The organism is Celeribacter marinus, from assembly GCF_001308265.1.
Lineage (GTDB): Bacteria > Pseudomonadota > Alphaproteobacteria > Rhodobacterales > Rhodobacteraceae > Celeribacter > Celeribacter marinus.
Genome location: NZ_CP012023.1, coordinates 3,035,734 through 3,058,093 on the forward strand (window position 1 = coordinate 3,035,734; position 22,360 = coordinate 3,058,093).

General features: G+C 54.8%; 17 protein-coding genes and 1 pseudogene. 4 read left to right on the forward strand and 14 right to left on the reverse strand.

All coding sequences use genetic code 11. From position 1 onward, the window contains the following. Window positions 1-71: 71 nt before the first annotated feature. The 7 genes from IMCC12053_RS15110 to IMCC12053_RS15140 are packed head-to-tail and all read right to left on the reverse strand — an operon-like array spanning window position 72 to window position 8,194. Entirely contained in the window at window positions 72-1,370 is a 1,299-nt protein-coding gene (locus tag IMCC12053_RS15110; protein ID WP_062220481.1) for a pectinesterase family protein, read from the reverse strand. Next, complete coding sequence (locus tag IMCC12053_RS15115; protein ID WP_205623921.1) at window positions 1,367-2,425, reverse strand: glycoside hydrolase family 88/105 protein; 1,059 nt, start codon at window positions 2,423-2,425, stop codon at window positions 1,367-1,369. Before IMCC12053_RS15115 ends, IMCC12053_RS15110 begins: the two co-directional genes overlap by 4 nt. Continuing rightward, complete coding sequence (pglA, locus tag IMCC12053_RS15120) at window positions 2,415-3,950, reverse strand: polygalacturonase PglA (protein ID WP_062220485.1); 1,536 nt, start codon at window positions 3,948-3,950, stop codon at window positions 2,415-2,417. Before pglA ends, IMCC12053_RS15115 begins: the two co-directional genes overlap by 11 nt. A gap of 34 nt (window positions 3,951-3,984) precedes the next feature. Beyond that, window positions 3,985-5,247: an ABC transporter substrate-binding protein gene (locus IMCC12053_RS15125; RefSeq protein ID WP_062220487.1), complete on the reverse strand. Its 1,263-nt coding sequence runs from the start codon at window positions 5,245-5,247 to the stop codon at window positions 3,985-3,987. 10 nt (window positions 5,248-5,257) lie between these two features. After that, window positions 5,258-6,394, reverse strand: a complete 1,137-nt coding sequence (locus IMCC12053_RS15130; RefSeq protein ID WP_062220493.1) for an ABC transporter ATP-binding protein — start codon at window positions 6,392-6,394, stop codon at window positions 5,258-5,260. Continuing rightward, window positions 6,394-7,305 carry a carbohydrate ABC transporter permease gene (locus tag IMCC12053_RS15135; RefSeq protein WP_082389105.1) on the reverse strand — a complete coding sequence of 304 codons (912 nt, stop codon included), beginning with the start codon at window positions 7,303-7,305 and terminating at the stop codon, window positions 6,394-6,396. Before IMCC12053_RS15135 ends, IMCC12053_RS15130 begins: the two co-directional genes overlap by 1 nt. Window positions 7,306-7,309: 4 nt before the next feature. Beyond that, a complete protein-coding gene (locus IMCC12053_RS15140) occupies window positions 7,310-8,194 on the reverse strand; it encodes a carbohydrate ABC transporter permease (RefSeq protein ID WP_062220494.1) in 885 nt (294 codons plus the stop codon). A 546-nt stretch (window positions 8,195-8,740) separates the two neighbouring features. On the opposite strand from IMCC12053_RS15140, the gene IMCC12053_RS15150 reads away from it, so the two are divergent. Further along, window positions 8,741-9,466: a GntR family transcriptional regulator gene (locus tag IMCC12053_RS15150; RefSeq protein ID WP_062220496.1), complete on the forward strand. Its 726-nt coding sequence runs from the start codon at window positions 8,741-8,743 to the stop codon at window positions 9,464-9,466. A 677-nt stretch (window positions 9,467-10,143) separates the two neighbouring features. Here IMCC12053_RS15150 and IMCC12053_RS15155 read toward each other — a convergent pair. The 7 genes and pseudogenes from IMCC12053_RS15155 to IMCC12053_RS15190 form a co-directional block, all read right to left on the reverse strand. Continuing rightward, window positions 10,144-11,337: pseudogene (locus IMCC12053_RS15155) on the reverse strand (IS3 family transposase). Window positions 11,338-11,377: 40 nt separating this feature from the next. Then, window positions 11,378-11,566, reverse strand: coding sequence for a hypothetical protein (locus IMCC12053_RS15165; RefSeq protein WP_062220498.1), 189 nt, complete (start codon window positions 11,564-11,566; stop codon window positions 11,378-11,380). A 942-nt stretch (window positions 11,567-12,508) separates the two neighbouring features. Next, the gene (locus IMCC12053_RS15170) at window positions 12,509-13,150 is read right to left on the reverse strand and encodes a DUF924 family protein (RefSeq protein ID WP_062220499.1); all 642 of its coding nucleotides are present in this window, start codon (window positions 13,148-13,150) and stop codon (window positions 12,509-12,511) included. Between the two features lie 251 nt (window positions 13,151-13,401). Next, window positions 13,402-14,034, reverse strand: coding sequence for a tyrosine-type recombinase/integrase (locus IMCC12053_RS15175; RefSeq protein WP_062220501.1), 633 nt, complete (start codon window positions 14,032-14,034; stop codon window positions 13,402-13,404). A gap of 267 nt (window positions 14,035-14,301) precedes the next feature. Next, window positions 14,302-14,886 (reverse strand): YdeI/OmpD-associated family protein, encoded by a 585-nt coding sequence (locus IMCC12053_RS15180; RefSeq protein ID WP_062220503.1) that lies wholly within the window; start codon window positions 14,884-14,886, stop codon window positions 14,302-14,304. Further along, window positions 14,886-17,957, reverse strand: coding sequence for an efflux RND transporter permease subunit (locus IMCC12053_RS15185; RefSeq protein WP_062220505.1), 3,072 nt, complete (start codon window positions 17,955-17,957; stop codon window positions 14,886-14,888). The genes IMCC12053_RS15180 and IMCC12053_RS15185 overlap by 1 nt, the downstream gene beginning before the upstream one ends. A gap of 4 nt (window positions 17,958-17,961) precedes the next feature. Then, window positions 17,962-19,038, reverse strand: a complete 1,077-nt coding sequence (locus tag IMCC12053_RS15190; RefSeq protein ID WP_062220507.1) for an efflux RND transporter periplasmic adaptor subunit — start codon at window positions 19,036-19,038, stop codon at window positions 17,962-17,964. A 116-nt stretch (window positions 19,039-19,154) separates the two neighbouring features. Here IMCC12053_RS15190 and IMCC12053_RS15195 point away from each other — a divergent pair, with 116 nt between their 5' ends. The 3 genes from IMCC12053_RS15195 to IMCC12053_RS15205 all read left to right on the forward strand — a co-directional run bounded on the left by IMCC12053_RS15195 (window position 19,155) and on the right by IMCC12053_RS15205 (window position 22,189). Further along, window positions 19,155-19,757 carry a TetR/AcrR family transcriptional regulator gene (locus IMCC12053_RS15195; protein WP_062220509.1) on the forward strand — a complete coding sequence of 201 codons (603 nt, stop codon included), beginning with the start codon at window positions 19,155-19,157 and terminating at the stop codon, window positions 19,755-19,757. 27 nt (window positions 19,758-19,784) lie between these two features. Further along, window positions 19,785-20,459 (forward strand): DUF2461 domain-containing protein, encoded by a 675-nt coding sequence (locus IMCC12053_RS15200; RefSeq protein ID WP_062220511.1) that lies wholly within the window; start codon window positions 19,785-19,787, stop codon window positions 20,457-20,459. Window positions 20,460-20,803: 344 nt separating this feature from the next. Next, entirely contained in the window at window positions 20,804-22,189 is a 1,386-nt protein-coding gene (locus tag IMCC12053_RS15205) for an IS1182 family transposase (RefSeq protein ID WP_062220513.1), read from the forward strand. The last annotated feature ends 171 nt before the right edge of the window (window positions 22,190-22,360 follow it).

The window sequence follows — 22,360 nt, forward strand, 5'->3', positions numbered from 1 at the left end:
GGCGATCGAACGGTTCACGGTCTGGCACTTTTGCCCACGACCACCCCTGTCTTCAGAGCCAGTAGGGCGTGTCACACATCAACAGTCCCGAACTCGGCCAGAAACGGCGTCTGCGGCGCGATATCCTCGTAGTGCAAGTCTTGGTCTCGCAACCACGTGTTCAATGGCTCAAGCATATCTGAAGCGGCATATAAAACCGGGCGATGGCGTGGGTTCCAGTGATTGCCACTCCACTCATCCCATGGCTGATGCGGGTCGATGTGTGCGCCAATCCGCGAACATAAGATAACACATTTTCCAACTGAATTTAGCGTAGCCAAACTGATCGTTCCACTCGGTTCCAGATAGTCAGACACCTCACCAAGACTTACGCTGTACCCAGCAACGTTAGGCGTTCCGAATGGTGTGGCACGGACCCCTTCAAACCATTGTCGCCCTAGAAAATGGCGCGTGCCGTCGCGCTCGTCAGAGATGAAATCACAATCATGGAATACAAAGCCATACCGTGTACGAATGTCGGTACTGGGTGCCGTTGCCCACGTTTTGAGGGCGCGGCCGCCAAGGGAGCGTATTGTGCATCCTTCGAACCAGGCCGTCGACTGGCCAAATATAAAATCCACATCGCCCTCAATCTCACAGTCCGTGAAACAAGATCGAACGGTCGCGCCCTTGCGCGGTGATTGCAAGTACAAGGTGTCTTGCAAACTGCGTAACACGACATCTTGAACCTGCACTCGGTCCGCCCCTGCCACAAGAAGCGCCACAGCCTGATGTTGGCCGCTGCGATATTGTCCGTGGTTGTTCATCACATGATCGCCACCTTGATCGCGGTCGCAATTGTAGGTGTTGCGCACCGTCAAATTGACCATTTGAAAACCATCGTTTTCGACACGCAGCACTGAGGCGTTGGCGGTACTGATTGGAGACAGTTTAGAGATCCGTCTGAAAATCGCGGCTATGCTTTCGGGTGCATCACGAAACTGTGCCCCAAAGCGCTGTGCGTAGTCTGCACCATTCATTTCAGCATCGATGGTTTCGGACAGCACCACATCGGCCGGGGTATCGCCCAAGCCGAGTATCGTAACAGTGAAAGGCGCGCGCGGCACATAGACCAGACCGGCATGTACGCCGGCGGCCACACCGATCACGACGCGGCCGCGCCGTTTGTCTCGCACAGCACGATTAACGGCCTGTTGAACCGTGGCGCATTCGCGGCCATGATCGACCAAATAGTCCGGTACCAATGCTGCGCACTCAAGGCGTGCGGGAGACCATGGATCATCCTGATCCGCCCCTGCAGTCCCCACATAGCGCAAGACATTGTCGCGGCTAAAGCTGACAGCCTGCTCCGAGGTCAGATGGGGCCTCATCCGCGCGCCATTAGGGCTGCTGCCATCATCAGCGGCCCCACACCTTTTACATCATCTTTGACACGCGCCTCGCTCAGGTAGTACGCGGGGCTGCCATCGCGAAACCGGTTCTCGTACCAACCCAGCCCCGCAACCTCGCAAATATCGACCATCTCATGCCCGCCTGCGGCCTTGGGCTGCAACGCGCGGCCCATGACCGTAGCGGCCAGACCATCGGGCATAGTGGTCAACCCTAATCGCGTACCGCGCAACAGCGCATAGGTGAACATCGCCGAGGCAGACGTTTCCTGATAATTGCCGTCAAGGTCGGGCCTATCGATGACCTGAAGCCATAGGCCATCAACAACGCGAAGCGACTTGATCTTGTCAATGAGCGCGACCGTGCGCAGCCGTAGGGGCGCAAAATCTTCGCCGACAAGGTCTGCGACATCAACCAGCGCCATGGCCAACCAGCCTACAGCACGCGCCCAAAATGCTTTGTTAAAGCCAGTTACGGGGTCTGCCCATGGCTGCTCTAGCGCTTCGTCATAGGCATGCCAATAGAGGCCGCTAGCAGGATCAATCAACGCGTCTAATGCGGTCGAAAGCTGTGCGAGACTGTCGGCTACCGCGGCATCGTCACGCTTTAGTTGCGCATGCGCAATTCGAAATGGCTGGCCCATATACAGCCCGTCGAGCCAGATTTGCCATGGATAGCGTAGCTTGTGCCAATAGACGCCGCTTTGCGTGCGCGGGTGGGTCGTCAACTGCCGCGCCAGTAGGTCAGCCGCCGTCAGATACTGCGCCTCCCCCGTTAGCCCATACAAATAGAGCAACGTACGGCCCGGGAGAATGTTGTCGATGTTGTAATCTGATAATCCGTAGCCCGTCAGGCTTCCATCCTGACCGACCTGCACGTCGACGAGCCGGCGCAAATGATCCAGCCAACGGTCATCTTTCGTCTCGACGTGCCACAATTCCAACCCGCGATACAGGCATCCGTCCTCATAGCACCAGTTACCCCCTTTATAGGGCTGATATCGCCGCGCGTAGCTGTCAAAAAAATCAGCCGACATCAATCAAATCCTCCAGCATATGTATCAAAGGGGCATCCGCATCGATTTCGGTGAAGCGGTGCAAAAAACCCGCGTGGCTTACCGGCGGCAAATGGCAGGCCATAAGCGTGTCTCCCGCCGTGGCGGTCGCGTCATATTCAACCGTGATATTGGACAGGCGCAGGCCGCAAACCGGCGCTTCCGGCAGGCCTAGGAATGCGCCAGCCGCGTGGCGCACGCCGCGCAACTGGACGTTGGAGATCGTAATATCGGAAATCTGCGGTGTGGTGTCATCGACGGGGGCGGGGGCGCGCGATTGTACTGTCGCCGATTTCCCATCCGCATCGCAAAAATAGAACGCATTTACCGCAAGGGCTGTACCGACGCTGTCCATAACGACATCATCCATCGCAATGCGGGCCACATGCCCGCCGCGCCCCCGCCGGGTTTTGATCCTCAGACCACGGTCGGTGCCTTTGAACTCACACCGCGTGATGTCGACATCTGTGATGTCACCGCTCATTTCGGAGCCCATCACCACCGCGCCGTGGCCATCCTCCATCAAGCAATTGGCAATCGTCAGATGACGCGTGGGGGCGATGTGATCAACACGGGGATCATCGCCCGTTCCGCGTTTCCCTGCTTTTACAGCAATACAGTCGTCACCAACGCTGATGTGCAGCCCGCGCACCTGCACATGCATGCAGCTTTCGGGATCAAATCCATCTGTATTAGGACTGTCAGCGGGGTTCTTTATTCGCAAAGCGGCCGCTGTCAGGCGATCGCAACAAAACGGATGTACCGTCCAGGATGCCGAATTGCGCACCGTCATGCCTGACAGGATGGTCTGCGTGCAATGGGCCAGAAATAGCGCGCGCGGGCGGCGGGCCCCGTCGCGGGTCTCCTTTGGCCATGTCCACCAATCGCCACGGTCACCGCCACCGTCCAAAGTGCCACGCCCGGTAATGGTGAGGTTGTCGCATCCAATCGCAGTGACGGGCGAGGCAAAACTGGCAGCGGGCAGCCCCTCCCACGTGCCGATCACGCGGCCGCTGTCGTCATGTGCGGGCAAAACCGGCCAACCATTGCGGTCGGAGATGGCGGATAGTATCGCCCCTTCGGGCAGCCACAGCGTCATATCTGATTTTAGAAACACTGGCCCGCTTGCAAGGCGACCGTTTGGAACGCGCAATGTACCGCCGCGAGGCACGGCGGCCACCGCCGCGGCAAATGCCATTGCGTTGTTGGGTGTATCTACGCAAACACCGTAATCTGCAGCCTCGATCAATCCCGCACAGGGCGCCGTTCGAAAGCCCACTGTCTGTTGTCCGGCAACCAGCACGTAGTCCGTATCAGGTTCAAGGTCTTCGATAAACACTGGAACAATGTGTGACACGCCACGCTGCGCTGTCCCCTCAAGCCGCCACGAAACAGGCGTTTCCAGATGATAGCGCGCTGTGTCCGCGTGGATCAAAATGGTCGCCGTGTAAGGCGTTATCGCAAGGGCGGTGAGCACGATCGGTAGCTTTCTGTAATGAGGTGACATAGGGGCGCCGGACAAGATCGGCGCCCCTATGCATTTATTTGTCTTCGAGCGCTTCGTTCACGAGCATCAAAATCTCTTCCGAGGCGTCCGCGCTGTCCAGCTCGCCATAGGCGAACAACTCCAGCGTGTCTTCGATACCCGCACGCACATCAGGATCTTCGTTGTAGGGGCTGATCGCGGGCGCATCCGCCCCCATTACCATATTCTGCGCATCCACTTGGATCTGCTGAATGCCACCATTTTCAAGAAGCTGTGTGGCGGCGACATCCGACGATGGCACGCCGCGTGCCGATCCCATGGCATCGATACCAGATGGTTGGGTCAACATGCAGTTGAGCACTTCCGCTGCAGCTTGCTGGTTTGGTGAATTGGCCGAGATAGAAAAGACCATGGACGGCTTGCGATACACACCGTCGTTCTGCGCGCCTTCAACACGCAATAGACCGGCTGGAACAAGTTCCTGACCCTCGGACAACGGATCGGAGATTTTGAAGAAAGTCGTGTCCCACTGATAGCTGCCGCCGATCTTGCCCGAGGTCCAGTCCGCGTTTTCATGTAATGCCACATTACCGGCAGCGGCCATATCCGGCCATGCTTTGATCACGTGATTTTCCACCATCGCCTGATACATGTTGAGGCCCGCCTGTAGGTCCTCTTTTGACCACTGAACCTCGTTGGTTTCGGGATTGATGAACGACTTACCGGTCTGTTGGGTTACGACCATCTGGATCAAAAGGGACGCGTCCAGACCGATGCCTTCAAGTGGGTAGTAGTTGTCACCCAGCTTTTCGGCAAAGATCGGACCAGCGGCCATAAGGTCCTCAAAGGTGGTCGGGATTGCCAGACCAGCCTTATCGAAGGTGGTCTTGTTGAAAAAGAAGATGCGACCGGACACCGACGCAGGCAGGCCGTTCAGCGCACCGTTGCGAGTCGACGCCTCGAGTTCTTCGTCGGACCACTGCGACAGGTCGATCGTATCAGAGAAGTTCCGCAGATCGGCAAAGCCGTCACCGTTCTTTGAGAAGATCGGCAGCCACGGCCAATTGATCTGCATGATGTCGGCCTCTGTGCCGCCCGCCAACTGTGTGGCGACCTTTTCAAAGTGCCCGGACCAACCCGTGAATTCGGGCTTGATCGTATGGCCGAGCGACTCTCCGCAAACCTGAAGGGCCGCCTGCGTAGCCTCGTGGCGGCTGTCACCACCCCACCAACTCATCCGAAGCTCTTCTGCGTAGGCAGTGCTACCCAATGTCGTTGTGGCCAATACTGTCGCGATCAGTGTCTTGAAATGTGTCATGTGTTCCTCCCTATGACAATGCCCTGGTTTGGTCGGCGAGCGAGATGTTCGCGCCGCTTTTCTGGTCGAAAAGGTGAATCCGCGCGCCGTCTGGTCGGACACAGACATCATCGCCACGCTGGATGGTCGTGTCGAATTTGTCGTTCGGGATGACTGCAATAAAGTTGCTGTCACCTATGTGAACGTGCAGGTTTACTTCGTGCCCCATGAACTCGATGTTATGCACCTTCCCAGAAAAGGCATCGGGCGTATTGGTAGGGACGATCTCTACGTTTTGGGGCCGGATGCCGAAGGTCACTGGGCCCTCGTGATTGTCCATCCGCTGCGCCAACGCACGGGGCACGGCAATAGTCTGCCCGGCGAGGGTCAACGTCATCGCGCCATCTTTGGCCAGAACCGCAGGCGCCAGATTCATCTCTGGCATACCGATGAAGCCCGCCACAAAGGCGTTTGCTGGGCGCTCGTAAAGAGTGACCGGATCCGCCACTTGCATGATATGTCCCTCTTTCATGACACAGATACGGTCGCCCATAGTCATCGCCTCGATCTGATCATGGGTGACATAGACCACTGTCGCGGGCCGCCCTTCGTCTCGTAGGCGCTTGTGCAGGTCCGTGATGCGGATCCGCATCGAGGCCCGCAACTTTGCATCCAGGTTGGATAGTGGCTCGTCGAACAAGAATACCTCGGGCGACTTGATCAGCGCGCGGCCCACGGCCACACGCTGGGCCTGTCCACCCGACAATTGCTTGGGCAACCGGTCCAGCAGCTCCTCAATCTCGAGGATGCCCGACACCTCTTGAGTCGCACTTTCGATGCGCGCTTTCGGTTCGCGTTTAAGCTTCAACCCGAACGAAAGGTTTCGCCGTACCTTCATGTGCGGGTAAAGCGCATAGTTCTGGAACACCATCGCGATACCGCGTTTTCCTGGCACCAAATCATTGACGATGTTCTCACCGATACGGATTTCGCCGCCCGTGATGGTTTCAAGCCCCGCGATCATGCGTAGTGTCGTGGATTTGGCGCAGCCCGAAGGTCCGACCAGCACCATGAATTCACCATCCTCGACATGCAGGTCAATGCCATGTACGGCCTTGAAGCCTCCGCCATAAACCTTTTCGACGGACGTAAGTTGTAGATCAGCCATCAGCCTTTGACCCCCCCTGTTGAAATGCCTTCGATGAAGTATTTTTGAGCGATGAAAAACACGACCAACGATGGGGCCAGTGCCAGCACAGTCATCGCGAGGATTTGGTTCCAGTTGAACGCCTCAGTCGTGTCAATGCTCAGCTTGAGTGCTAGAGATACCGGATAGTTTTCGACCGACGAGATATAGATGAGCGGCCCTAGAAAATCGTTCATGGTCCACATAAACTGGAACAAACAGACCGAAATAATCGCGGGCATCAGCATAGGCACCACAACAAACCAAAGCACCTGAAAGGTGTTGGCTCCGTCGACCCGTGCTGCCTCTTCCATGTCACGCGGGATCGACCGCATAAACTGGATCAACATGAACACGAAGAATGCTTCGAGCGCGAACCATTGCGGAACGAACAGCGGCAGGTATGTGTCGAGCCAACCCAATTCACGGAACAACAGATACTGTGGGATGCGTGTGACGACATCGGGCAACAGCAGTGTGGCGATCAGAATGCCGAACAGGATTTTTTTGCCTGGAAACTCGAACCGCGCAAACCCGTAGGCCACGATCACGGATGAGATCGCTGTGCCGATCATTTTGGGGATCACGATATAGAGCGAGTTCAAGAAGAACCGCGCGAAGGTATAGGGCGTCGAGGTTTGCCAACCGTCGATGTAGCCTTGGATAGTCGGCTCTTTTGGCCAGAATGCAGCCGAGCTAAAAATCTCTTCATTGGTCTTGAATGACGCACCCACAAGCCAGATCAGCGGATAGAGCATCAGCAGACCGAACAACGTCAGCACCACATAGCGGATGATCGCGCCGCGCCGTTGAGCACGTTGGATCTGGAGTTCCTGAGGCGAAAGCGTGCGGTCACCTTTGCGCATTGGCTCTAGGTTCGTTACGGTTTCCATGATCTCAGCTCCTCTTGTCGCCGGCGTAATAGACCCATTTTTTCGACGACCAGAAGGCAATCAGAGTCAACGCCATGATGATGACGAAAAGGATCCAAGCGATGGCAGAGGCATAGCCCATGTCAAAGCTCTTGAAGGCCTTGTCGTAGATGTAAAGCGGAAGCAGATACGTGGATTTTAGCGGACCTCCGTTGGTTATGATGTAGGGGCCGTTGAATTCCTGAAACGCCTGAACCGTCTGCATGATCAGGTTGAAGAAGATCACCGGAGTGATCAGCGGGACTGTGATGAAGCGGAATTGCTGCCACTTGCCCGCGCCGTCGATGCTAGATGCTTCATACAGCGATTTATCGACCGATTGCAGCGCAGCAAGAAAGATCACCATCGCCGATCCGAACTGCCAGCAGCGCAGCAACGTCAGAGTGAACAATGCGTTTTGGGGATCACCGAACCAGTTAACAGGTTCCATCCCGATGGCCGTCAGCCCCATGTTTACAAGGCCCACCTCGGCAAAGATGTAACGCCACAGAACCGCGATCGCGATAGAACCGCCCAAAACCGATGGCACGTAATATGCTGTACGAAAGAACCCGATGGCCTTGAGTTTATAGTTCAGCACAACCGCGACAAGCAGCGCAAAGCACAGCTTCAGCGGAACGGTCATGAACACATATAGCAATGTCACGCTCAGCGATTTGTTGAATGTCCGATCGCGGGTGAACAGCCGCTCATAGTTATCAAGGCCGACCCATTCCGGTGTCGACAACAGATCGTAATCTGTAAACGACAGATACAACGAAGCCATGAAAGGAAACGCAGTAAATAGACACAAACCGACAACATAAGGCGACACATAGGCCATCCCTAAAAATTTGTTGTCACCACCCATTATAAAAACTCCTTAAAAAATCACTGGTCAAATAATGATGCGGCGTCCCTACGCCATTTCGTTGAACATTTGTCGTGCAACATCTGTGCTCGGTGGCGCGACTAGGGGAACAGATCGAACAGTTCGCCCCAGCGCTGCTCGACCGATACGCGCATGCGGCGGGGGCGGGACATCAGCGAACACTCCGGCCTCCACCCAACGGGCGTGCGGGTAGACAGGCATCGCATTCCATATCAACCCCTCGACGCACTGCGCATGGGTCATATCCACGAGGCAGGCGTGTAGGAGTTTGATCGGCGTCATAGGATAAGGATGGTGCGCCATGCCAGAAGGGAAAAGGCAACCGTTGTCCAGAAGTTCCATGTCGCCCCCAGTTAACCCCAGTTGGCCTGTGTCTCGGCCCGTGTCACCACACCTCATGCGCGGCTCCATAACTAATATCCTAGTTACCAAGAATCAGCCTGTCAACTAATATCCCAGTTGCACTTTGGATCGCAATCCGCCACACTCGAACATCGGCGACACAACTTGACGGAGGACATCCTCATGGATCACACAGAATTGGGCAACGTCAGCGACCTATCCCTTCCTGTCATTCAACATGAGACGCAGCCCTCAGTTTCGGATCAGGTTTTCAACGCCCTTCAGCAACGGATCCTATCGCTAGAACTCCCGCCGCAAACCAAGATATCAGAGGCAGAGGTAGCCAAAAAAATGGGCGTCTCGCGCCAGCCTGTGCGCGAGGCATTCAAGCATTTGGCGAAGCTCGGATTCTTACAGATCCGCCCACAAAGCGGCACCACGGTCAGCCTTATTTCCGAAGAAGCCGTTTTACGTGCGCGGTTCATCCGCACCGCGCTGGAGGTCAAAACATGCCGAACGGCCTGCGCGGTATCAACACCCGCGTCTTTAGCGCCCCTGCATGCCCTCATCGCTCGTCAAAAAGAGGCCGTTGAGGCACAGGATCGTAACATGTTCCACGCGCTGGACGAGCAATTCCATATCGCCATCTGTTCGCTTGCAGGTGCGCCATTTGTTTGGGATTTGATCCACGAAAGCAAAGCTCATATGGATCGTATTCGAATGCTATCACTCACGGCAGTGTCACAAAAGTTCGCACTTCAGGAGCATATCAACATTCTCGATGCGATCACTGCCGGCGACGCTGATGCCGCAGAAGAGGCAATGACCGAACATCTGTTTCGCATTGTCGTTCTAATCGACGAGGCCAAAAAGCAGCGACACAGCTTTTTTCAGAGAACAGAGACGTGACCCACACCGCTTTTATCGACACAAGACGACCACTTTTATCACCCACCAAGCTTGAATGAACGCTCGAAATTTGCAGGGGATTTTCTGAAGCTGTGGACTGCGACCTCCCGGTCGCTTTCGGAGGTTTCTATGCTTGCGCGCTCAGGTAATGCAGACATTATCCGGTAAAAACGCTTCATAGCGAGCTGCGTTTCTGTTTCCCAAAAGTCATCATAGCGCACTACAGGTGAAGTCTTTTTGTTCTGAGCCAATTTGACGTAAATTTATACATCACTCATTTCAATGTTCTAATCCAGATTTAACATTTCGTAGGACTTGGGGTGCATAAATATTTCGCCATGTAGAGCGGTATACGAACGGCACGAAAGCACGTATGATTGCAGCGTTTTGTAAGTGCAGTGAATCTCTTGGACAAGGCAATCGCAATTGCCACACAAGAGGATTTATCTGAAATTGATTGATTCAGTACGTATGTTTGAACTTCCCACGATCGCGTCGCTTTGGATTGGCGGAGACCTTAGTTTTATCGAGCAGGTTTGCTTAAAATCGTTTTCAGATCATGGACATAGAACAATACTATATACTTATGGTGGAGTTTCGAATTGCCCCGCGGGCGTCGAGCAAATGGATGCCAACCTGATCTTCCCGAATACAGATTTTGAGGTGCCCCTAGTTTCTTAGACACCTGCCTCGTTCATTTTCTGTTGTTTCATTTCATAGTCAACCGGTGACAGCATACCGTTATTCGTGTGCTTGCGTGTTGGGTTGTAAAACATCTCGATGTAGTCGAACACGTCCTGCCTTGCTGCGCTGCGTGTGGGGTAGATATTCCGCCTGATCCGTTCGCGTTTTAAGAGGTGGAAGAAGCTTTCTGCGACTGCATTCGACCATTGTCCTCGGACCAATGGCGGACAGGTCTCATTCATGACAATTTCCGCGTCTGCTCATGCTGGCCACCAGATTGTGTTTGCCGAGAAACGATTGCCACTCTTTGCTGGTAAACTGAGAACCCTGATCAGAATGTATCATGACCTTGGTTTTTGGTTTGCGCCGCCAAACAGCACTCAGCAGAGCCTGTAGCGCGAGGTCCGTCGTCATGCGCGATTGCATGGACCATCCGACGATGCGTCGCGAGAACAGGTCGATGACGACGGCCAGATATGACCAGCCCTCATGCGTTCTGATGTAGGTGATGTCGGTCACCCAGACTGTGTCTGGGGCATCAACCTCGAACTTCCGGCCCAATGTGTTGTCGGCGACGATAGCTGGTTTGCCGGTATAGCGTCCAGGACGACGCTTATAGCCAATCTGCGCAGCTATTCCTGCTAAGGTGGCCAAACGCGCAACGCGGTTCTCCGAGCAGGTCTCGCCCTGATCCAAAAGATCATCATGTAGCTTGCGATATCCGTAGACCTTACCGCTGTCGGCCCATGCTTGTTGGATCATCTCCGTCTGCCGCACGTCTTCGAGCGCTCGCTGACTTAGCGGTTCTTTAAGCCATGCATAGAAGCCGCTGAAATGGACCGCTAGCATTCGGCACATTGCGCGCACCGAAAACTCAAAGCGATGTGTCTCAATAAACGCATACCTCACTGAGACTCGCGCGCGAAGTATGCAGTCGCCTTTTTTAGTATGTTGCGCTCCTCGGTGACCCGCGCCAGTTCTCGCTTCAGTCGCTTGATCTCAGCAGCCTGTTCCGAAGTCTCGGCCCTAACTCGCGGCGACTTCGCGAACTGCGACCTCCATGCGTAAAGCGACTTGGTACTGATCCCCAGCCGCTCCGCCACCTCGCTGACCGCATAACCACGCTCAACAACCTGCGCCACAGCGTCCTGTTTGAACTCGTCTGTAAACCGTATTCCCTTGTTCATGTCTGTCTCTCCTTGGTTCCAAAATTACCAAACAAAGCGTCTACAAATCTAGGGGCACCTCAAAGTTCTCCACGGCCCAGTGGACGAAGACGCGCTTAAACGCCTTGGTTTGGGTGAGGCCAATCGATCCGTGCTCTTGGGCATATTGCAGCGTCAAAAGTGCGCCCCGCAGCAGCGGCGAGCGCATTAAATCTGGATGATCATCAGGGAGCGTACGGAATGCAATCATGCGCAAGTGATGCCACGATCACAACGGCGATGCCAAGAGGCCCGTGTGTGCAGGCCTAGACGAGATCGCTGAGCATCCGTGCCAGGCGCCGAATGGAAACGGCGGATCTAGCCGACGATCCTGGATAGACTAGGCGTGTTGCGCGGAGATTATCTGATCTATTCTCCGCAAAATTTCCGGAGATTAAACTGGGGATGGTCACGATTGCCGCCATCACCCGGCCAAGCGAATGTGGTTCAATGCAGTGGAATGTCACCGACCATCGTTGAGCGCGGCTGATTATCTTTGATTGCAGCTTTTCGGGGGTTGCGCCTCGCCAAACGTTGACGTGGTGTTGACGTAAACTGCAAAACTGCCGATGGTACTATACTACCACTGGATTAAGGTATTGATTTATTGGTAAGATTTGGTTGCGGGAGTAGGATTTGAACCTACGACCTTCAGGTTATGAGCTAAAGCATAATGTTTTCAATAGCTTATTTAAATCAATGCCTTAGCAGGCAAGCGTTTGAAAGCACAAACTTATCCACCGCTTCTCACCGGATTTCACCGTTTTGGCACGGACCAGAGTGTAGCACAAATAGCATTCACAGGTTGACCAGACGTTGACCAGCATTCTCCCATGATCACTAAGAAGAGCGATCGAAATAGGTCCCGCGCACCAACGATGTTCAACAAAGCAAGAAACAGTACGTCCTAACACTGACGGCAGCAAAATCGACGGTTTCGGCCCATTCCTGCCATTCACCGACCTGTCAAGATGCTGCGGTCGCAGCCCGCTTTGCAGACATTCGCCGCACCAGCACAATCATCCAGTCGTTGGACGACTGCAACGCGGGACAAAGTGTGCATTCGATGAGAGCAAGACAATGTCAGCTTTCGGCTGGTAGGTATGCTGGACAATAACTTGATCGTCGCGAAAGCTTTGCGATATTGGGCCAGCTATATTTTTAACTCAACTTCGTGCGGGAAAATACCTTTAGAGATGTAGTCCAATTCTGCAGGCGTAGAGATACGCCCCAAGACTTCATTTCGGTGGGAATGACGCCCAAACTGAGCAATGACGGCCCTATGCTTTCTGGGCTGTCCCGCCGCAAACTCGTACACATCTTTCAAATTATCAGGCGCATCTTCTTTGATTTGATCTGCAATGGCGATGACGCGGTCTAAGTTGGCCAAATGATTTGGGCACTCACAGTGTTCCATGGGCAACTTGAAAACTGACTTGAACCACACGTTTTCAAGCGCGTCAAAGTGGCCGTTCTCAAGTCCCTCAAGACAGAGGTGCAGTGCCTTAGGGTCCTGCGCATAAGCCTTTGCAGTTCCCGCCCACACGGTTCTTGGAAACTGGTCAAGCAAGATAATAAGAGCCAACCGCCCGATTGGTTCGTCCGCCCAACTATCAAACTCTCCTTGTGCGGCGCGCTCGGTGGCTTCCGTGTATTTCGCGATGATTTCATCGTTCGCGCCGCCCCTCATACGCCATGACCACAAATCCATATGGGCCTTTGGTTCTGGGCTTGGTCCGTCTGGAAACCAGAAGTTGATGATTTCTCTAGGCGTGATTTCAAATTGATTTGGCATTCTAACTCTCCAGAAATTTATCGAGTTCGCATACACGTTGACGGGAAACTCAAGTTAGTTCCAGCAAAATGCGTAAAGAGCGAGAAAACTGAGTTCTCAACCGATGACAGTTCGGTATGCGCGAGGCGGAAGTCGCCATTCGCTATCCTGCCGTGAGATCGTCGATCAGGGCTCAGTCCTGCCGACCGCTGCGGGAACCATGAAGGCCTGGTCTTGATTGGCGAACGGCAATAGCCGCACGCCAACTTCGTTCAGATGTCGATCCGTTCAGCAATGCTTAGCGCATCTTCCAGCTCAACGCCCAGATAACGCACTGTGCTATCGACCTTCGTATGGCCTAACAAAAGTTGCACGGCGCGGAGGTTCCCCGTCTTGCGGTAAATCTCCGCAGCTTTGGTTCGGCGCATCGAGTGTGTTCCGTATCCGCTGGGTTCCAGGCCAATCGCTGTAACCCAGTCACGAACAAGTCGACCATATTGACGTGTTGAGATATGCGGGCGGTCGTGGAAACGGCTCGGAAACATGAACCGGCACCCGATCATCTCAGGAGATCGCACCCACGCAATGACGGTATCTCTTGTGTTTTCAGTGAGTTCGAACTGAACGGGTTTCTTGGTTTTACTCTGGACTATTGAAACGCGTTCGCGAACGCGGTCATCTTTGACCAAATCGGCCACGGCGAGTTTGACCAGATCACAGCCGCGCAGTTTGCTATCAATCGCAACGTTAAACAGCGCAAGGTCACGAAGATAACCCGAAAGTTCAAGCCGCGCCCGGATGGCCCACACTTGTTTAGGAAGAAGGGGACGTTTTTGGCCGATGATCCGGCCCTTGTTCCAGGCTCTGTGTTTTGGGGTAACTGCGGGAAGTTGGACTCTTGGCATAATATGCCCTCCAATCCTCCCTCCAAACCCAGACATCAGCACCGCGCTGACAAAGAGAGCATAGCATCCAGCTGAATGGCCGTTATCCGAAGTTGTTGGAACCCTGTTTCTCTGCCAGTGCATTCGTCCGCACAGAGCCCACAATGACCGATGCTGCAGTGTGCATGAATGTCGGCTTAGGCATCAACAACAAATCAAATGCGCTTCCGACTACCAAGGTTTATCATCTCATTGAATTGCTAGAAAACCTAAAATCTGTCGATGACACTACATCTGCGGAATTTTCTCGTCCCGCGCTGTGTAGTCAACAATTTGCGCAATCCGCTTGGTCCGTGTTTGTGGTGTTTTGGCCAGCTTCACCCAACGTAACAAATTACGCCTGTAAGACGGCGCGCTGTCATCGAAGTTCTGCGCCGCAATCGGTTTGCCATCAAGTGCCGCGCGCAAATCGTCGGGCACGATCAGTGCATCCACATCCGCCCAATAGTCCCAAAGCCCGTTTTCTTTGGACGCTGCAATTGAATTTAGCCCTGCAACGGTCATTCGCCCATCCGCAATCAGCCGCGAGGCGCGGTCTTTGTAGCTTTTGGCCCATGCTTGGGTCTGGCGCGGTCCGATTATTTGCATTGTGCGGTCATCATCCAACTTGCGGCGGATGCCGTCGATCCACCCGAATGCAATAACCTCATCCAAGATGTCCTGTGTGGAGACATATTTGTTGGGCACGCTTTTCTTAAACGTCACCAGCCAGATGTTTTCAGACTGGGTGTGATGCGCTGTCAGCCAATCGCGCAGCTCTGCGACGGAGCTAACCGTCACTTTCTCAAAACGGTCTGTCGGGATACCGGCCATTACGCCACTGCCAGTGCGCTGGCGGCACGTTTGTCCGCGCGTCGTTCTTTGCGCAAATATGTATGGTAGAGCACCGGCACGCCGATCAGCGTCAGGATGGACGCGAAGCCCAAACCACCCATAATTGTCACCGCCATCGCCGCAAAGAACCCGTCGGCCAGCAATGGGAGCATCCCAAGAATTGTGGTGCCGGCGGCCAGCACGACAGGGCGCAAACGACTAACACTTGCAGTGATGATCGCCTTGTACTGCGGGAGTCCTTCGGCCTTTTGCGCATCGATTTCCTCGACCAGCACAATGGCGTTTTTGATCAACATGCCAGATAGGGATAACAGTCCCAGCATCGCCGTAAAGCTGAACGCAAGGTTTGCATAAAGCAGGCCAAGCGCCACACCATTGATCGCCATTGGCACAATCGTCCAGATCACCGCAGTCTGGCGCAGTTTGCCGAACAACAGGACCGTGATCAGCAGCATAGTGCCGAATGCCAATGGCATTTGGCGGCCCAGCGACGCTTGCGCCTCGCCTGCGCTTTCAAACTCACCACCCCATTCAAGGCGGTAACCGACGGGCAGATCGATCGCTTCGATTAGGGGGCGGATTTCACCAAAAACGGTTGGTGGTGTTAGCCCGTCGATGACGTTCGCTTGCACGGTGATTGTCGCGACACGGTTACGCCGCTCAATGACTGGGTCTTCAGCCACTACGGCAAATCCGTCGATGACTTGGCTTAACGGCAGATAGCCCCCGATGGCGTTAGAATAAACAATCTGGTCCAGAAGTTGCCCGTCGCGGGCCGTTTCACTGCGCGGGGTCCGCACGATAATGTCGATCAAGCGGTCTCGTTCGCGGAAGGTGCCCGCGGGTATCCCGTTCGTGGCCAGTGCAATGGCATTTGCCACATCGCTGCGCGCAATCCCGGCGGCTTGTGCGCGATCTTCGGCATAAATCGGGCGCGTGACAATTTCGCGTTCGCGCCAGTCGCTGTGTTCACTATGCAAAAGGGGCGTGGCCGTGCGCAGAATGTCTTCGGCTTGCAATGCCAGCATACGCAAAACCTCTGGATCAGGGCCGGAAAAACGCGCCTCAATGTCGGAGCTAACGGGCGGTCCGTAAATTATCCGTTTCGTTTGCAGTTCAGCCCATGGCAGCGCTTCGATACCGAACTGGTCCAGCTCGGCGCGCAAGGCAGGAATCGCCTCTGGCGATGTGGCGCGGATCACCAGTTGCCCGTAAGAGCTGTCGCGGCGCGCCGGGTTATAGGTCAGGATGAACCGCGTCAGGCCTTGGCCAATAGTCGCCGTCACATCTGCAACATCATCGCGGGCCAAAAGCCAGTCTTCAATGACTTTCAAATCGTTTGAAACTTCGCCAATTGCGGTGCCTTGAGCCGCCTTATACTCGAGGTAAAACAGCGGCGTCGTCGCGGGTGGAAAGAACTGTTGCTTGACCTGCGCAAAGGCCATCACGCACGCGACAGTCGTGCCGATTAACCCTGCAATGACCAACCATCGCAGCTTGAGCGCCCAGCGGACGACGCCACCATAGGCGCGAAAAACAGGGCCGTCATAGCCAGTATCATCACCGACCAAACCGCCCGTTTTGAACAAGTAGTGACCCAACAGCGGCGTCACCGTCACGGCGACAAACCATGACAGCAACAGCGAGATCGCGATGACTGCAAACAGCGAAAACATGAACTCGCCCGTGGCGTCAGGTGACAGACCAATCCCCGCAAAGGCCATAATGCCAATAATCGTCGCCCCCAGCAGTGGAATCTGGGTTTTCTTTGAAGCAGTATCGGCGGCCTCGCGCGAGGAGCGGCCTTTGCGCATTTCCTGCTGCATGCCTTCAGCGATGACGATGCCGTTATCGACCAGCATACCCATCGCGATAATCAATGCACCAAGGCTGATCCGCTCAACTTTGACGTCAAACAAATACATGAAAAAGAAGGTGGATGTGACAGTCAGCAACAGCGACACGCCAACGACAACAGCAGCGCGCGGTCCCATAAACAGTGCCAGAACACCGATCACGACGCCCACAGACATCGCCAGCGACACTAGGAAACTGCCGTTGGCATCGTCCACCACGCGATGTTGTTCGTAGATAGGCGTGACCGTGACGCCCACCGGCAAAAGTTCTTCAAGAACATCCAGTTCCGCCTCAACGCGCTGACCGACGTTCACGATATTCTCAGATAACAAGCCAGACACGCCAAGGGTAAACACCTCTTGACCGTTGTGGCGAAGAATGTGTTCGGGATCGTCGACACGACCGCGGCTGACTTGGGCGATATCAAGCAGGTTCAGAACCTCACCCTGAAATCCGAACGTCAGGCCGCTGATCTCGCTTACGCTATCCTCGGCAGAGGGGCCTTGAATGCGCAGATTGGCGCTTCCGTTGCTGACAAATCCTGTTGGATTAATTGCAGTTGACGCGCTGATCGCCCCGATGATCAGCCCCGGATCAATGCCAAGGGAGGATACGATCTGCGAGGATGGTTCGACAAAAATCGCTTCTTCCGGCAGGCCCTGAATTTCAACGTTTGCCACGCCTTCGACCGTTAACAGATCGCGGCGCATAAAGGTTGCGATGTCCCATCTTTCGGCGTCCGAAAACCCGGGCGCTGATACGGCATATAAAATGCCAAAGACGTCTCCGAAATCGTCATTCACGATTGACGGCAAAGCACCTGTGGGTAGCGCTCCACGAGCGTCAGCAACACGGTCGCGCAGGTCATCCCAAATCTGGGGGAGCTCGTCACCGCCGAACTGGTCCTCTACTTCGACCTCTATGACGGAACTGCCTTGCGTGTTGCGCGATGTAACAGTCTTGATCTCATCCATCTGCTGGATTTCGGCTTCCAGCACTTCTGATATTTCTGTCGCCACCTCTGCCGCTGTCGCACCCGGATAAGGCGTGATGACCAATGCAGATTTGAGGGTGAATGTCGGGTCTTCCAGTTTGCCGACCGACAAATAACCCACCGCGCCACCGATCAGCGCGAAAATCATGAAAAGCCAGGTGTAGATCGGATATTCAATTGAGAACCGCGCGATTTTCATCAACCTACTCCACACTCATGCCGGTGAAGGGGCGTACGGTTTCGCCATCGCGCAGCATTTGGATACCTGCGCCGACGATCCACAGGTCTGGACCAACGCCGGTAACAGTGATCTGCGCACCATTGGCTGAGGCCACATTTACAGGCACCAAGCCAACTGTTCCGTTTTTACCTTCAGCATTGGGTGTGTAGATCATGACCTGCGCACCATCGTTGGTCATCGTCACGGCTGATGGCGGCAGCGTAATCGCCGTTGCATCGCGGTCCCGCAGGCGTGCAGTCACAGTCATTGAAGCGCCCGGAATAATTGCCGTGGGCACCTGAGTGGACGGCAAGGCCAAAGTGACACGGTAGCTTTGACCGATACTTTGCGTCTCTGCGTTGAATTCGCGCAAGGTCAGCGGCACTTCGCCCTCAAACAGGGGGGATGTGCCGACAAATCTGATACCTTCAACATCAGATAGGCTTTGAAACAGCCGCTCTGGCACGTCGATTTCAACGCGAACTTCCGACATGTCATGCAAGCGCACGATGGGTTGGCCCGGCGATACATTCGCGAAATTGGGCGTCAAACGAGATGCCACCAGCGCGCGGAATGGGGCGTGGAGTGCTGCGTCCTCAAGCGCATCTGTGGCCTCGCGCAGCGCCAAAGCGGCCAGATCACGCGCCGTTTCTGCATTTTCGGCCTGCGTTGCCGAGGCCACGTTTGACTGGACGAGGGTTTGCGCGCGTGTCAGATCACGATTGGTTTGGGCGAGCTGTAGGGTCGCACGCTCGACTGCACGCTCAAACGGGGCCAAATCCATCGCCGCAATTTGGACACCGTCGTCCAGAAACTGGCCTTCTTGGGCATCAAACATGATCAACCGCCCACCGACCTCAAACGACAGATCAACTGTTTCGCGCGCCGCTACCTGACCGAAAAACACACGCTCGAGCTGTACTGCGCCACCCCCGGCCTGAATGAGCTTAACCGCCCGTATAGGTGCTGTGTCGCCCGACGGTGTCAAATCTTCGGTGTCTTGGGCGTGCGCTGGAACTGATAGGGCAAGAGTGACTAAGAGTAAGATGGTCGCTTTCATCAGGTGGCTTTCTGCATGGGTACTGCGCCGTACCTAGAGCATGCCACCAAGACGGCAAGTTAAAAGAGTACGGAGCAGTACTTTTCTTTTTGCACCACGCGGCTTAGGTGTGTTTTATGAGCAAGCAACCTCCACACGACCGCATTCTGCACACGGCACGCCGGCTGTTTTTCGAACACGGCTTTGAAAAAGTGTCCACGGATCTGCTTGCACGCGAGGCGGCAGTGTCCAAAGCGTCAATCTACCGGCACTTTGAAAACATGGCCGATATCCTGCGCTGTGTGACCGAAGCCGAGGCAGTGAAATTCCGTGAACTGACCCCGCCCAAAACCGAAACGATCCCGGAACTTCGTGAGGCCTTGATCCAATACGGCACTAAGCTTCTGACGTTTCTGAACGCCGCCGACACGATGGAATTTACGCGTCTGATGCACGAAGAGGCGCGCGGTAATCCACATATCGGACAGACCTTCTTTGATGCGGCCTACGGTCAGACACAAAAGGACTTTGCTCTGATGTTCCAATCGGCGCAAACGCAGGGCGTTTTGTCTGATGCTACTGACCCGATGGATATAGCCGAAGACCTGATGGGCCTGCTCGAAGGTCTGGGGATGGTGCGCGTGCAATTGGGCGTCATCAAGGTGCCATACATCGACGTCGAAAAGCGCACGACGCGCGCAGTGGACACAATTTTGCGCATGCATGAAGTAACACCGTAAGCCTGCATGCAATCATGGATGGCCCCAATGACCCTGATCTCTGACACGTCGTTCAACCTCTTGGCCCAGCTTGCGCAGAACAACACCAAAGACTGGTATGATGCGCATAAGGCGGATATCAAAATCCACTGTTTGATCCCTTTTGGCGAGATGCTTGAGCATGTTTCAAACCGTTTAATCAACAGCCCGCTCCCGCTTGAAGGAAGCGCGAAAACGATGTTTCGCATGAACCGCGACGTGCGTTTTTCCAAACACAAGAGCCCTTACAAGACATCCGTTTCCGGGCTTTTGACACCAAGTGGAACCAAAACCGAAACGGCCGGCATGGTTTACGCTGAACTGAATGCGACAGGCGGTTGGGTCGCGGGCGGGTTTTACCGGTTGCCGACAGCCCAGCTTAGCCTAATCAGACAGCGCATTGTCGATGAGACGTCAGCGTACCAAGCAATCTTAGATGGGCTGGCGGACGCTGGAACAGAGCTTGCCGACATCGACCGGCTGACGCGGATGCCCAAAGGCTTCAGTGATTGCGAAGATCACCCAAATGCCGAAGACATCAAACGCAAAAGCTTCATTGTACGCGTGGATATTCCAAAAGAAGTTTGGTTAAACGGAGACGTCACCGGCATTATCGCAGGCCTCGCACGGCATGCAGTGCCATTGATCCGGTTTGGCAAAGCAGCATTGGTGAAACCTGCTTAAAGACATCCGACTTCATAGCTGCTTTAAAGACAATTTGCTGCATACTAAGACTCTGCAACCATCTAGCCGCTCGTAAGCGGCCGTTGGTACAGCTATGGTGAATGGCAGCTCCGTCCCGCGACCTGTAAGTTCGCCGCTTGATCCATGCTGCCACCTGCACGAATGGCCGGTTGTTCTGCTGCGCGACAGCATGAAGATTTTCGCTCATGCCGCATTTCTCCCGCTGCGAGCGCACGCAGCATGAAAACAAAATGGCCGGGTCGGGCTAATTCTGTTGAAAAACTCTTGTTGATTTGAAGGCCTTTGGCTGATTCAATTCCCCTATAAAAGCGGGGGATTTGGCGATGATGGGACCGAGGCAGGAAGCGCAAGCGGCGCTGTTTTACGAGTTCTCTCTGGAAGATCACGTCCCGCAAGATCATCTGCTGCGGTCCATTGATCGGTTTGTCGATCTCAGTGATATCCGCAAGTATCTGTCCGAGTTTTACAGCCACACAGGCCGCCCATCGATTGATCCTGAGCTGCTGATCCGGATGCTTTTGGTGGGGTATTGCTTTGGCATCAGGTCCGAACGGCGGCTGTGCGAAGAGGTGCATCTGAACCTCGCGTATCGCTGGTTTTGCCGCCTTGATCTGTCTGATCCGATCCGAAATCATTCCACGTTCTCAAAGAACCGCCACGGGCGTTTCCGTGAGAGCGCGCTGCTGCGCCATCTGTTTGAAAAGACTGTGGCGCGGTGCATCGCCGACGGTTTGGTGAGTGGGCAACGGCTTGCTGCAGATGCCAGCTTAATCGAAGCTGACGCCAACAAACAGAACTCTACGCCAAAGGGAGACTGGGACCGTAGCGCCATTGATCCAACGGAGGCACCACGCGCCGTTCGCGAGTATCTCAACGTGCTGGATGACGCTGCCTTTGGTGCAGCATCTGAGGTTGAGCCCAAGTTCACCTCCCATTCTGACCCCTCCAGTCAATGGACGGCGGCACGTAAAGGCCCAGCATTCTTTGCCTATTCCACCAACTATCTGATAGATACCGATCACAGTGTGATCGTCGACGTCGAAGGAACGAGGTCAATCCGGCAGGCGGAAGTTGGGTCCGTGCGCACCATGTTGGATAGGATCAAGCATCGGCATGATTTGGATCCCGAACGCCTCATTGCAGATAGCGCTTATGGATCGGGGCCAATGCTTGGATGGCTGGTTGATCGTAAGATCAGTCCCCACATTCCGGTTCTGGACAAAGCCGGTCGAACCGACGGCACCTGGAGCCGTGCCGACTTTGAATGGGACGCCGAAAACAACCAATACATCTGCCCAGAGGGCGAGCCTTTGAAGCAGTTCCGGCGCAATTACTCGGACCCGAACCGTGGCCCGACTGGCAAAGGCGTCGCCAAGTATCAGGCGCTGAAACACACCTGCCAAGCCTGCCCATCGAAGATGCAGTGTTGCCCGAATGCTGACGCTCGAAAGATCACCCGCGAAGAACACGAAGACGCCCGTCAGGTTGCCCGCGACATTGCCAAAACCAAGCAATACGAAATCTCAATGCGGCTCCGCAAAAAGGTCGAGATGCTGTTCGCCCACCTAAAACGCATTCTTGGATTAGGACGGCTCCGATTGCGCGGACCGTGCGGCGCAAATGACGAATTCCTGCTCGCCGCAACCGCCCAAAACCTCCGAAAACTGGCGAAGATCTTTCCTGCGCCGCAGCAAACGCGCAAAGCCTGATAAGAAAGGCGCTCGCGCCGCATCCAAAGCGCGACTTTCTGCGCGCGCAACACGTTGTTTTTCCACAGAATCGGCTCAGAGCGGCCTTTCGCTGCGGGATGAACCGAGGTCCGCTAAGCGAACGAAGCTGGCCGTCGCATGCCAAATCTGAACCTATGCGAATTGTCTGTC